A 12142-nucleotide genomic window follows, 5' to 3' on the forward strand; every position below is an offset into this window, starting at 1 on the left:
AAGTATAACGGCCGAACAGCTTTAACGCAAAGAAGAACGTTTCTGGCCAGTGAAAAAGAGCCCCAATTTAGCCAGATTTAAGCTTGTGGTCAACAAGCAAACCGTTGTACAATACAATCAAAGGAGTGAGGGCCAAATGAAATCCAGTCTTACAGCACTAATGGCAATTAGTAAGATTCAACAGACGCTACTCCAGCGGATGACCAAGCAACACCATCTGACCGTCTCAGAGTGGCAATTACTCGACCACATCGGTGGCGGGGAAAATACGCAAGAAATTCTAGCTCAGAATACGAAGCTGGATACGTCGACGCTGAGTCGGCAACTCAAGGGCCTCGTGGCTAAGGAAATGGTGTCCAAGGAAGCCATTGGCCGGGATAAACGTCAGTTGGTATATACAATAACTGCTATGGGAACCGATACCGCTGCAGAAATCAACTCAGCATTTGAGGGACTCTCGGACCAGGTCTTTGAACACTGGTCCCCGGATGAACGCAATTTATTACAGATTCTTTTAAACCGTTTAGATAAAAGTATGGATCGGCAACGGTCCGTTAAAGATTAATTGGTTAGGAGTGATGACTCATTCAGCAGAGATTAGTTGTAATTTCACTTGATGCAATGGGTAGTCGTGATTTGGATGAGCACCTGGATGATTTGCCAAACCTGCGACGATTGGTCGTTACTGGGACTAGAGTCCGGCAAATACGAGGAATCTACCCGACGTTGACGTACCCGTCTCACACCACGATTATTACGGGCCAATATCCCAGCGTGCATGGCATCGTCAATAACACAAAGCGGCAACCACAACGCCAATCACCCGATTGGTTCTGGTATCAGCGCGACGTGAAGGTGCCGACGCTGTACGATTTAGTCCGGCAACAGCACAAAAAGACGGCGGCCTTTCTCTGGCCCGTTACGGCCGGCAGTAAAATCACGTACAACTTAGCGGAGATTTTTCCCAACCGCATTTGGACGAATCAGGTGTTGGTCTCGTTGAAGGCCAGCAGTCCGGCCTTTCTCTGGCGGATGAACCAGAAGTACGGGCATTTACGCCGGGGGATTCAGCAACCGGAACTCGATGACTTTATCACGGCGTGTGCGGTGGATACGTTAGCCCATAAAAAGCCGTGGTTAACGTTGATTCACCTCGTCGACATGGACAGTATGCGTCACCGTTATGGTGTGCGTTCGGACGAGGCAATGGCCGCGTTGAAACGGTTGGACACCCGGGTCGGCAAACTGATCGATGCGACGATTGCCGCTGGGACATTTGCCGAGACCAACTTTGCCGTCTTGGGGGACCACTACCAGATCAACGTCGATCACATGATTCACCTGAATCAAGCGTTCGCGACCAAAGGCTGGTTGACGCCGACGGCTAACGGCACGGTTAAGAACGACTGGCACGTTTGGGCCAAGTCCTGTGATGGCTGCACCTACATTTATACGCGTAACTTTGCGGATATGCAGACCCTAAAGGACCTGTTGGCGCAAACCGAGGGGGTGGCTGCCGTGCATTCACGGGCGGAAGCCACCGAACGCGGTGCCGACCCGGCCTGTCAGTTCATGGTTGAGGCTCAGGCGGGGTACTACTTCACCGACGAGACTGGTCGGCCGGCCGTCGTGGAACCAGTTGACCCGGCTAGCTTGGGCCAACCCGACCGTTACCACGGCGTTCACGGGTATGATCCGAACAAACCCGATTACTTTACGACGATGGTTCTAAACGGGCCGGCTATCCAGGAGCATCAGGTGATCGAAGCGGCGCGGTTGATCGATGAGGCACCGACCTTTGCTCGCTTGCTGGACGTGCGTTTCCCAGAATCGCTGCCAGGTAAGGCTTTGACGGCAGCGTTCAAGGAGGGCCGTCATGAAGTTAAATAAGGAACAGTGGAGCTGGGTGTTCTACGACTGGGCGAACTCCGGTTACGGGATCATTGTGACCACGGCCGTCTTACCCATCTACTTTAAGGGGATTGCGCAGGCCAGTGGGGTCAGTGCGGCCAACGCCACGGCCTTTTGGGGCTACGCTAATAGTCTGGGGACGTTGCTGGTGGCCATCTTGGCGCCCTTCCTGGGAGCCTTGGCCGACTATCAGGGGTATAAGAAACGCCTGCTAACGGGGTTTGCCTCGTTGGGGATGGTGATGACACTAGGACTAGCCTTGATGCCAGCGAGTCAGTGGCAGTGGTTACTCGTGGTCTACATTCTCTCAGTTCTGGGGTATTCCGGGGGGAACCTGTTTTACGACAGTTTTCTGACGGATGTCAGTGATGACCGGCAAATGGACCAGCTATCCAGTGTGGGCTATGGTTTCGGGTATCTAGGAGGCGTGATTGCCTTTATCCTATTCATGATCCTACAGTTGACACACGGGTTTGGCCAGTTGTCGAGTACCGCCGTGGCCCGCTGGGGGTTCGTTCTGGCGGCCATCTGGTGGGTCGTGTTTTTCCTACCAATTCAGCGCAATGTTCATCAGCGCCATTCACTGACGACGACCCGAGCACCGCTCAAACAGAGTTGGCAGCGGGTCTGGACCACCATTCGGCATCTCCGGCAACACAAGGTGCTGGCGTGGTTTTTGGTGGCCTACTTTTGCTACATTGACGGGGTCGATACCATCTTTACTATGGCGACGTCAATCGGCTTAGACATTGGGATTACTAGTACGACCCTAATTATGGTGTTGTTAGTCGTTCAATTGGTGGCTTTTCCATTTTCGATCCTCTATGGCTGGTTGGCTAATAGGACCAGTACCCGCACGGGAATTTTAATTGCTATTATTGTTTATCTCGTTATCTGTGTGGATGCCTTGTTCCTGAGATCCGTGACGGATTTCTGGATCTTGGCGGTACTGGTGGGGACTAGTCAGGGTGGCATCCAAGCGTTATCGCGGTCCTACTTTGGCCGGTTAGTGCCCAAGGAACGGTCCAGTGAGTTTTTCGGCTTTTATAATATTTTAGGAAAGTTTTCGGCCGTCTTAGGGCCGGTATTAGTGGGAATCGTCACGCAAATAACGGGACAATCCCGCATTGGGGCGGCTTCGCTGTCGATCCTATTTGTAGTGGGTCTGTTGATATTTTGGCGGATTCCCCAGGGGATGGCCGACAATTCCTAGTCGCGTCGAAAGTTTTATGGTATTCTAGGGAGACGAAATGAAAGAAAAAGTAGGTGTAAGAATGAAGATTGCTGTGGTCACCGATAGTACTAGCTATTTGTCCGCAGAAGAGGTCGAGCGGTATCACATTCACGTTGTACCAATTCCGGTGATCATTGATGGTCGCTCCTATGATGAAGATGTTGATATTACCACCAGTGAATTCTACGATCGTTTAAGAAATTCCAAGTCGTTTCCTAGTACGTCCCAGCCACCGTTGGGTGAGATGATCAATCTCTACAACCAATTGGCAGACGAAGGATACGACGCCGTTATCAGCATTCACTTAGCCAGCACCATTTCCGGTTTCGTGAACCAACTTAAGAACATTGCGCCCACCATTGAGAATATCAAGGTGATCCCGTATGATTCACAGATCACCGTTAAATTGATGGGGTATTTGGCCATTGAGGCCTCTCGCATGGCCGACAAGGGTGCGGAGCCCAAAGAGATCATTGCACGCTTAGACGCGTTGCGAGACACCATTGGGGAATACTTCGTCGTGGATGACTTACAAAATCTGGTTCGGGGTGGTCGGTTGTCGAACGCCTCCGGTTTTATTGGGAGTGTCCTACGCATCAAGCCATTACTGACATTTGATGACGACACCCACGAAATCGTGGCCTTTGAGAAGGTGCGGTCACGTAAGAAGGCGTTGGCTCGCGTGGAAAGTCTCTTCGTTGAAGCGCAGGCACAGGTCGACTACCCGTTGCGGGCGTTAGTTATTAATGCGAACGATCCCGAGGGCGGTCAAGCCTGGGCGGATAAAATTGCGGCACAATACCCAGAGATCCCGGTAGAACAGTCCTACTTTGGACCCGTTATCGGGGCCCATTTGGGTGAAAAGGCGTTGGCCTTGGCGTGGATGAAGGATTTTGATCGCGCATAAGTCGTGCATCCTGTGTGTGGATATGGTATGCTATCTCCTGTAATTAAAATTTACGGAGTAGGAAATAAGGCGTCAAGTGCTGGTGGAACGCAATGTGAACACCAGACGAAGGGATGTGTCCCGCGATCTTATTTCCGCATTGGCCGCAGCGATGTGGCAACTCCCTTAGGAGATGTCTGAATTGAAGACGATGGCAAATACCCGGCTTCCCAAGCTGGACACGTTGAGCGTGGTAACAATGGGACTGTTGATGGCACTACAACTGGTGATCAGTCGTTTCTCGGTGGGTAACACCTTTATCAAGTTTAGCTTCACTTTCTTGATTGTCGCTCTAATCGCGAAGTGGTATGGTCCCTGGTGGGGGATGATGACGGCGGCAGTGGTCGACGTCATTGGCACGTTGATGACAGGTGGGCCGTTCTTTCTGGGCTTCACGCTATCGGCAGTCCTGGGGTCACTGATTTACGCGTTATTTCTTTACCAACAACCGGTAACCTGGTGGCGTGTGATTGGGGCTTCCGTCTTAATTTCGTTAGTCGTTAACGCTATTTTGAATACGTTGTGGGTGACTATCATGTATAAAACACCGTTTTGGGGTCTCTTCCCAGTCCGGGCGTTGAAGCAGTTGATTACCACGCCAATTCAAATTGTGCTGGTTTACTTAGTGCTGAAGAGCCATACCATTCAAATGATTCAAGAACGCTTAAAAATTTAACTATTGACACCATCTTGGCAGTTCGCTGAGGTGGTGTTTTTCAATGGGATAATCTGAGAACGGAGTTAGTATAGTGATGATTAAAATTATTACTTTAACTTATAGTAACAAAACAATCACCACCACTACCACGACACACCTAAATAATGCCTTAAAGAACAACTCAGTCACCAAGGTAAAGTCAGTGGCCGAGTGAACACCTTAATTTTTTCTATCAAAAGGGATCAACACCTTGCTTAAAGCGGAATTCTCCGTTATAACAAGAATGAAGAGGGAGCTCTTCGGGGAGGATTTCAATGAACCGGATAAGTCAACTTTACGCAAAATATAAAAGTGTCATTGCTTACCTATTCTTCGGTGGGTTAACGACGTTGGTTAACCTAGTGGTCTTTTACGTGACAGCTACCATGTGGGGCTGGAACTACCAGATTGGAACGGCCGTTGCTTGGTTCGTTTCCGTACTGTTTGCCTACGTGACCAACCGGGTGTGGGTCTTCCATTCCCACTTCACCACGTTTGAAGCGCTCTGGCGAGAAATCGTGACCTTCTTCTCGGTCCGGGCAGCAACGCTGATTATGGATGAAGGTATCATGTGGATTGGGGTCTCACTACTCGCTCAAAACGAAATGTTAACAAAGTTAGTCGATCAAGTTGTGGTCGTATTGGCCAATTACTTCTTCAGTAAATGGTTCGTTTTCCGTAAGACCAAGGCGACGTCGACCGTCGATGAATAGACTTTTAAATGAAGTAGTTCCTTGCGCGTGCGCAGGGGCTGCTTCTTTCTTTGATGGTAGTTAGACATAGTGGAAAACTGCCGCCTTACCGTTCGCCAAATTTGGACTGGAACGCGGTGGGCAGGACGGGGCAAGCCAAAGGGCGGTCTTGCCCCTCGCTTGAAGCCGCAATGCACGTCTTCAAGTCGCCATTTTCAAGAAAATCACTTGAAAATCCCACGGCTGAGTCCAAATTTGACTCACTCTCGGCTACTTAGTGGCGTGCCAATAATATTGAGCAAATACTGTCATCCAGGTATGTAAGCTAGCTTAGTTTCCAAGCATCTGTTTAACCGGAGGTGGTCAGAGATGGAGCCAGCTGTGTCGACGGTGTTAGTCGATCTTCGGCTTACAGCGTGGGACGTGTTTGGATACTGGTGGTTTTCCAGGCTTCAAACCGAGCCGAAGGACCGCTTTTCAGGCCGGAGGCGTTCCCCACAGCAGGCGGAATCTCTGACGGCCGCAGGTGGAAGTCAATAACGCCTTACTATTCTCGGTTTGATAACAGTTTTCGAACTTTCAACATTTAGCTGTAAACATTTAGAGAACAGAAAACTGGCGTAATCTAGTCTATCTTTAGACTAGGTCACGCCAGTTTTTTTGAATTGTTTTAAGCTAGCGCACGAGTATGTCGTCTCTGTCGACGACTGACGCTAACTTTGTAGTAAATTGCCATCACGATACCGCCCACGATGATGCCGAGTGCGTTAGCCAGAACATCATTGATATCGCTACTGCGGTTGATCAACCAGTGGTGGGATAAGATGTATTGAATCGTTTCAATACTGCCGCCCACGAAGACACCGAATCCAGCAGTCGCCAAGAGGGATAACTTGGGCAACAGCCATTTGATCATTAACCCGATGGGAATGGTCATTAAAATATTTTCCGCAAATCCCAGGTTAAACAGGTCCAGGTGGGTTAAGTTTACCCGACCAATGCCTGCTGGCATGATGTAGACGCCCGTTCCGGAAAAGGACAGTGGTGTGAAGACAATTCCAGCTAATCCAGTAAAGTAAGCTAAGATCAGGAGGGCCAGCCAATGGACCTTTTTACCGGTTGCGAGGATAAACAGGCCACTTAATCCGGCCATTAAGATTATGAGTAATAGGGGTTCCCAGCGCATCCAATCACCTCCGTGAGATTATTACCAGTCATTCGTTCCGTTCAACATGTTGCTATCCTACCGCAAATCGGTTGCTAGCGGGGATTTTTGACTGGGACTTTAAGGTTTCTTGGGGCCCTTAGTGAAATCATAAGTATCTCGTCAAAAAATCATCACATTCTTTAAGGATTTGGTGGGTGAAGGGCCGGGCAGGGAAAGTAGCTAAACCAATTGGCAATTTGCGTTAGTCAGCTTATTAAGGTGTGGTATAATTACATTAAAATTCGATTAGAATTATGAAGAGGAGCGGTCTTTATGGGGAAGCGGATGAGTTTTACTGGTTATCTGGTCGCATTGCTTAAGGGATTTCTGATTACGTGCATTCTGTTAGCCTTTGGTCTGCAACGAGTCAAGGGGCAATGGCAGGTTCCGGTAACGCCCTACGCGGTTTGGATTTTTTTGAGCTGGCTGGTGTGCTACCCAGAGCTACGACGACATTTTGCAAGCTTGTTCATTAAAAATAGTGAAGAGATGACTTCCTATAAGACACGCTCACTGGCCATGCATCAACAAGATATGCAGAATAGCCACCGTGACCGACGCTGGACGACGAATGGTGTGACGGTCAATCCGTGGGCATTCACGACAGATACGACGCAAAGCACGGATGAAATTTTGAATCCAATTTACGTTTACTGTGAGCGACTGTGGGCCACGTTTTTACTGATTTTATTTGGGCCAATTATCAGCTTGTTTTTGGTAGCTCAGTGGGTGTGGCGGAAGGTCGCTTAGACACTGGCTATCTGTCTCACGTTTCATATATTCGGAGTGCAACAAGGGACTGGGGGAAATCCCAGGCCCTTGTTTTATTTCAAAGTTTATCTTGCTGAACAAGATTAGTCAGTTGGCTGGTTCAAGACAAACCGGAATCCCCGGCAAAAATGGCCGTGTTGTTGATGACTGGTTTGAAGCGGCTGGGTGAGACCGAAGAAGACGATTAATGTGCCGGTAAGTGCTGTATAAAAGCATTTGTAAGTAGTTCTAGTTGCGCCAGGTTCTACGTCTGGTAAAGTTAAAGAAGTACGGTTAAGAGGAGGAGTCTCAGAATGACAATTACGGATCATCAAGAATGGTTGGTCAAGTTCTATCAACAGCGGAATTGGTATCAGTATTCACTGTTCGTTCATTTGAATTTTTTGACGGAGGAAACGGGGGAAGTTTCGCGGGCTATTCGCGCCGTTGAGATTGGGCGCGACCATCCAGGTGAGGAGAAGGCCACACCGGCGGAATTACAAGCCAATTTGAAAGAAGAACTCGCAGACGCCTTGGATCAAGTCTTGGTCATTAGTAGTCTGTACGATATTGATGCGCAAGACCTTTTGCAGGCGAGCGAAGCAAAACTAACACGGCGGTTCGAAGGGAAAATGTAGAGTGGTATTTTAGGAAAAGGCCAGTACATTGTCGGGAGGCGATGGCTGGTCTTTTGACTATTTGGGAATGAAATCTGAATTTCTGGTTCTGCCTTTTAACGGCAATCATTGACAATGTGCCAGGTATCAATGAGCGGCAGTTTGCTCAAAATTTGAACATATGTTACGGTTAACATCTACGAAAAAAACGAGGAGTGACGTTAATGAGTGTGGAAAATTGTCGCGCGATGTCCGGCACAAATTCGTGCAAGTATTAGCAAACAGCAGGACCGACAATTCAATTATTTATGAATGGTTTCTCCATGCTGTTCGCTGCAAGGAGAATAAATGAAGTTACAACAAATTACCCAATTAGATCAAATCCTGGCCACCGTTGCCAGTTATACCCACAGTAAACGGGCGGCTACAGAGTTACAGGCTAGCGTCAATGAAACCGACTTGGCTGTAGTACAGCAACAGTTGAGTTTGACGGCGGAGGCCCACCGGTTGTTGGCCAACGACGTGATGCTGACGTATTTTGACTTGGATCAACTGACAGCATTACAAACGAAGATGGATCAAGGACTCTTACTCAACGCCCAACAACTAGGGCTAGTCAGTGATTTTTTAACGAATCTTCAGCGGTTAAAGACGGTCTTAGACCTTCATCAACAGTTTGCGCCGAAGTTGGCCGATTTATTAGGTTCAGCGAGCCGGTTAAGCGGTCTTCAAGGTCGATTAGCACACGTAATCGTGCGCGGCCAGGTCGCTGACGAAGCCACCCCACAGCTGGCGGATATTCGCCGACAGATAAAAAAACAACGTCAGCAGGTGCAATCAACACTAACGCAGTTTGTCCGGAAACACTCACAGGCGGTGCAAAGTCCCCGGTTGATTACGCGTAATGACCGGGTCTGTGTTCAGTTGAAGGCCAGCTATAAGAATCGGTTTAGTGGCCAGGTTGTTGACCAATCAGGGACTGGTTCGACGGTCTTCTTTGAGCCACAAGCGGCCGCTAAGAAGGGCGCTGTCTTGACGAGCCTCATCAGTGATGAGAGCGACGAGGTCTACCAGTTGCTAGCGACGTTGACCGGTGATGTATTGGATCACTGGGACGATTTGGTTAAGAACCAGGCGCTGCTCAGTCAATTTGACCAAATCATGGCCCGGGGGCGCTACGGGTTGGAAACAGCAAGCCGAATGCCCGAGCTTAACGCTGACCAACACATTAAAATTGTGTCGGGTCGCCATCCCTTACTTGGTGAAAACGCGGTGCCGTTAGATATTGAGTTATCACCGCACCAGGGATTGATGATCACGGGGGCTAACTCCGGCGGGAAGACCGTGGTTTTGAAGACCATCGCGCTGTTTGCTTTAATGGTGCAGGTGGGTCTAGAGTTACCGGCTGAGGCCGGGACGCAGATGGCTGTCTTCAGCCAGTTTTGGGTCGATATTGGCGATAACCAGAGTATCACGGCGCAATTGAGTACCTTTGCGGCCGAGATGACGACCTTGGTTGAGATGACCAACCATATTCAGCCAAACGCACTGGTGCTGCTCGATGAAATTGGGAGCGGGACTGACCCTGAAGAAGGTTCAGCGCTTAGTATCTCCATCATCGAGTACCTGCGGCAACAACGGGCGACCATCATTGCAACGACCCACTTTAGTGCTATCAAGGAATACGCGGTGGGTTGTCCGACGTTTATGACGGCGACGATGGCTTTCGACCCGCAAACGTTGCGGCCAACGTACCGGTTGCTTTTGCATCAGGTGGGAGCTAGTGAGGCGGTTTGGCTCGCGGAACGGCTGGGCTTAGCACCAGCAATTTTGGCAGATACTCGCCAGCGATTGGCAGCGAAATAGACAACTCACATTAAATAGATTAGGCAGTAACCAGGTGATTGGTTGCTGCCTTTTTGGACTAGGAAATAAATATATTTATAGTAGATGGCAGACCAAATTTGGTGTGATGGGAATTCACAGCTAATTGATAACCATTTGAAATTAGACCAATCAACCCCCGTTTATTTTTGGTTGCGATGGCACTAATTTACTGCTTGCTAAGGGTAGCGGTGGATGATATGGTTTAGTAACTCAAGGATTTTAGCGAGGTACAAACGGTATCGGTGTTGATACTTAATAATATAGGTGCTAATATAGCTTGTTATAATTCTGATAAAGGCTGGATAAATTAAACAACTTACTTGAGTGACTGTTAAACATCACTTTCATGATAGATTAAATACGGAGGGGCATTCATGCAACTATTAGGCACAGGAGCTTGGCAGAAATGGTGTAAGGTGGTCGTCGCATGTTTAATGTTGATAGTTAGCTTGGGATTACTAGTGGGCAACGGCTATGCTGCCAATAAGGGAAAACGGCAGTCGTACGAAACAAGCCTCACCAAAGCAGACAAACGCGCTTTAAAAATTGCGACGTTGAATCGCAAGGGACTTTCAATTGCCTGGCCGGCTGTACTCCAGTATAAGCTGAAACTGCTGAAAAAATTGAAGAAGCACGTTGCGGTTGAAAAAGGGTCCGTTTATTCGAAGCCTCAGGTTAAATCGTTTAATCATAGGATCAATCAACTGACACAAAAGTATCAGCACCGGCTTAAGAAGCTACGTGCCCAAGGAAGACCCGCTAACGTTGAATATTATACCTTTTGGCATTCGGATGGATCCGTTGCGTTTACGAAAGATAAAATAAAACAAGTTGGTCGCAGAACGATTATTGTTCAAGGTATCCAAGAATACAATGGGGTATTTCATTACTATGGCGGTCATGGTGCAGGGTTTAGGGTGTAATCCAGCTTGTACTTTTGTCATTTTACGGTATATTGGGTGGTAAAGACTCCCAAGTAAGATGAAAGAAGCTGTGAAATCAATGCTAAAGGATCACCAAATTATCTGGGCTATCCAACAAATGGAAGAAGAGATTGGCCCAGTTGGCTTGTCACTAGACGCTAGAACACCATTTCAGTTTTTGGTGTCGGTCATTTTAAGTGCCCAAGCCACTGATGTATCGGTGAACAAAGTAACGCCGATCTTGTTTACACGGTACCCAGAACCACGGGACTTGATGAACGCTGAAGTTGAAGACGTTGAGGGGATTATCAGAAGCGTCGGCTTATTTCACAACAAGGCCAAAAACATCATCAAGACGGCCAGAATCGTGCATGAAGACTTAAACGATGAAGTTCCTACAGATCGAAAGGGAATTATGGCACTTCCTGGAGCGGGTCGCAAAACCGCCAACGTTGTTTTGAGTGACATGTTTGGTCAGGCCACGTTTGCCGTGGATACCCATGTGTCGGCCATCTCTAAACGTTTGCATTTTGTAATTCAGACGGCGACTCCTTTGCAGGTCGAAAATAAAATCGTCAGTATTCTAAACCCCGAAGACTTACATCGCGCTCATCATACGATGATTGAGTTTGGTCGAAAGTATTCGATGAAATTGACACCAGACAAAGAGGTCTGTCAGCTGATTATTGACTGTGACAAATTGAATGAAGAGAATGAAGCTGAAGTTTAAGATTAGTTCAATCAAGCTGTACTTTATGCCTGACACAACCAGGGGTGGGTGTTGGGGTTTAGTCAGACATAGTGGGAAATTGTCGCCTTACCGTTTACCAAATTTGGACTGGAACGCGGTGGGAAGGACGGGACAAGCCAAAGAGCGGTCTTGCCCCTCGCTTGAAGCCGCAAAACACGTCTTCAAGTCGCCATTTTCAAGAAAGACACTTGAAAATCCCATGGCTTAGTCCAAATTTGGCTCACTATCGGCTACCTAATGGCGCACCAATAATATTGCGTAGGTGCGGTCATGTAGGTATTTAAGTTAGCCTAATTTCCAAGAATCCGTTCAACCGGAGGAGGTCACAGCTGGCGGAATCTCTGACAGCCGCAGGTGGCTATAACGCCTGACTATTTCTGACTTGATAACGGTTTTCGAACTTTCAACTTCTATTACTAAATACCAGTAAGGACGTCCTAGTTGATTAACTGCTATAGTCCCCTTAAGGTTGACAGATGAAAAACTATAATTCATCTGTTAACTTTAAGGGGATTTTTCTATGCCTA

General features: G+C 48.2%; 12 protein-coding genes and 1 riboswitch. Of the genes, 11 read left to right on the forward strand and 1 reads right to left on the reverse strand.

Annotated elements, in window-relative coordinates; all coding sequences use genetic code 11:
• Nucleotides 1-136 precede the first annotated feature (136 nt).
• From EKM87_RS10860 to EKM87_RS10885, 6 genes are all read left to right on the forward strand, one after another.
• Nucleotides 137-565 carry a MarR family winged helix-turn-helix transcriptional regulator gene (locus EKM87_RS10860; protein WP_125684685.1) on the forward strand — a complete coding sequence of 143 codons (429 nt, stop codon included), beginning with the start codon at nucleotides 137-139 and terminating at the stop codon, nucleotides 563-565.
• Nucleotides 566-585: 20 nt separating this feature from the next.
• Nucleotides 586-1890, forward strand: coding sequence for an alkaline phosphatase family protein (locus EKM87_RS10865; protein ID WP_263853780.1), 1305 nt, complete (start codon nucleotides 586-588; stop codon nucleotides 1888-1890).
• Nucleotides 1877-3124 carry an MFS transporter gene (locus tag EKM87_RS10870; RefSeq protein ID WP_125684689.1) on the forward strand — a complete coding sequence of 416 codons (1248 nt, stop codon included), beginning with the start codon at nucleotides 1877-1879 and terminating at the stop codon, nucleotides 3122-3124. The genes EKM87_RS10865 and EKM87_RS10870 overlap by 14 nt, the downstream gene beginning before the upstream one ends.
• Before the next feature lie 61 nt (nucleotides 3125-3185).
• Nucleotides 3186-4052 carry a DegV family protein gene (locus tag EKM87_RS10875; protein WP_125684708.1) on the forward strand — a complete coding sequence of 289 codons (867 nt, stop codon included), beginning with the start codon at nucleotides 3186-3188 and terminating at the stop codon, nucleotides 4050-4052.
• 51 nt (nucleotides 4053-4103) lie between these two features.
• A riboswitch (THF riboswitch) is annotated at nucleotides 4104-4200 on the forward strand.
• Between the two features lie 42 nt (nucleotides 4201-4242).
• Complete coding sequence (locus EKM87_RS10880; protein ID WP_318530980.1) at nucleotides 4243-4767, forward strand: folate family ECF transporter S component; 525 nt, start codon at nucleotides 4243-4245, stop codon at nucleotides 4765-4767.
• Between the two features lie 296 nt (nucleotides 4768-5063).
• A complete protein-coding gene (locus EKM87_RS10885; RefSeq protein WP_125684693.1) occupies nucleotides 5064-5501 on the forward strand; it encodes a GtrA family protein in 438 nt (145 codons plus the stop codon).
• Between the two features lie 649 nt (nucleotides 5502-6150).
• Here EKM87_RS10885 and EKM87_RS10890 read toward each other — a convergent pair.
• Nucleotides 6151-6666 carry a VanZ family protein gene (locus EKM87_RS10890; protein ID WP_125684696.1) on the reverse strand — a complete coding sequence of 172 codons (516 nt, stop codon included), beginning with the start codon at nucleotides 6664-6666 and terminating at the stop codon, nucleotides 6151-6153.
• 294 nt (nucleotides 6667-6960) lie between these two features.
• Here EKM87_RS10890 and EKM87_RS10895 point away from each other — a divergent pair, with 294 nt between their 5' ends.
• The 5 genes from EKM87_RS10895 to EKM87_RS10915 all read left to right on the forward strand — a co-directional run bounded on the left by EKM87_RS10895 (nucleotide 6961) and on the right by EKM87_RS10915 (nucleotide 11594).
• Complete coding sequence (locus EKM87_RS10895) at nucleotides 6961-7437, forward strand: hypothetical protein (RefSeq protein WP_125684698.1); 477 nt, start codon at nucleotides 6961-6963, stop codon at nucleotides 7435-7437.
• Nucleotides 7438-7751: 314 nt separating this feature from the next.
• Nucleotides 7752-8075 (forward strand): MazG nucleotide pyrophosphohydrolase domain-containing protein, encoded by a 324-nt coding sequence (locus EKM87_RS10900; RefSeq protein ID WP_125684700.1) that lies wholly within the window; start codon nucleotides 7752-7754, stop codon nucleotides 8073-8075.
• Nucleotides 8076-8402: 327 nt separating this feature from the next.
• Entirely contained in the window at nucleotides 8403-9920 is a 1518-nt protein-coding gene (locus tag EKM87_RS10905; protein WP_125684702.1) for an endonuclease MutS2, read from the forward strand.
• A gap of 395 nt (nucleotides 9921-10315) precedes the next feature.
• Nucleotides 10316-10864: a hypothetical protein gene (locus EKM87_RS10910; protein ID WP_125684704.1), complete on the forward strand. Its 549-nt coding sequence runs from the start codon at nucleotides 10316-10318 to the stop codon at nucleotides 10862-10864.
• A gap of 79 nt (nucleotides 10865-10943) precedes the next feature.
• A complete protein-coding gene (locus tag EKM87_RS10915) occupies nucleotides 10944-11594 on the forward strand; it encodes an endonuclease III domain-containing protein (protein ID WP_125684707.1) in 651 nt (216 codons plus the stop codon).
• Nucleotides 11595-12142: the final 548 nt, after the last annotated feature.

The sequence above is a fragment of the Levilactobacillus yonginensis genome (genome assembly GCF_003946265.1).
In the GTDB taxonomy this organism is placed as follows: domain Bacteria; phylum Bacillota; class Bacilli; order Lactobacillales; family Lactobacillaceae; genus Levilactobacillus; species Levilactobacillus yonginensis.

Coding starts and splice junctions, on each gene's coding strand:
- EKM87_RS10860 (WP_125684685.1), top strand. CDS start 137: ATGAAATCCAGTCTTACAGCACTAATGGCAATTAGTAAGATTCAACAG.
- EKM87_RS10870 (WP_125684689.1), top strand. CDS start 1,877: ATGAAGTTAAATAAGGAACAGTGGAGCTGGGTGTTCTACGACTGGGCG.
- EKM87_RS10875 (WP_125684708.1), top strand. CDS start 3,186: ATGAAGATTGCTGTGGTCACCGATAGTACTAGCTATTTGTCCGCAGAA.
- EKM87_RS10880 (WP_318530980.1), top strand. CDS start 4,243: ATGGCAAATACCCGGCTTCCCAAGCTGGACACGTTGAGCGTGGTAACA.
- EKM87_RS10885 (WP_125684693.1), top strand. CDS start 5,064: ATGAACCGGATAAGTCAACTTTACGCAAAATATAAAAGTGTCATTGCT.
- EKM87_RS10890 (WP_125684696.1), bottom strand. CDS start 6,666: ATGCGCTGGGAACCCCTATTACTCATAATCTTAATGGCCGGATTAAGT.
- EKM87_RS10895 (WP_125684698.1), top strand. CDS start 6,961: ATGGGGAAGCGGATGAGTTTTACTGGTTATCTGGTCGCATTGCTTAAG.
- EKM87_RS10900 (WP_125684700.1), top strand. CDS start 7,752: ATGACAATTACGGATCATCAAGAATGGTTGGTCAAGTTCTATCAACAG.
- EKM87_RS10905 (WP_125684702.1), top strand. CDS start 8,403: ATGAAGTTACAACAAATTACCCAATTAGATCAAATCCTGGCCACCGTT.
- EKM87_RS10910 (WP_125684704.1), top strand. CDS start 10,316: ATGCAACTATTAGGCACAGGAGCTTGGCAGAAATGGTGTAAGGTGGTC.
- EKM87_RS10915 (WP_125684707.1), top strand. CDS start 10,944: ATGCTAAAGGATCACCAAATTATCTGGGCTATCCAACAAATGGAAGAA.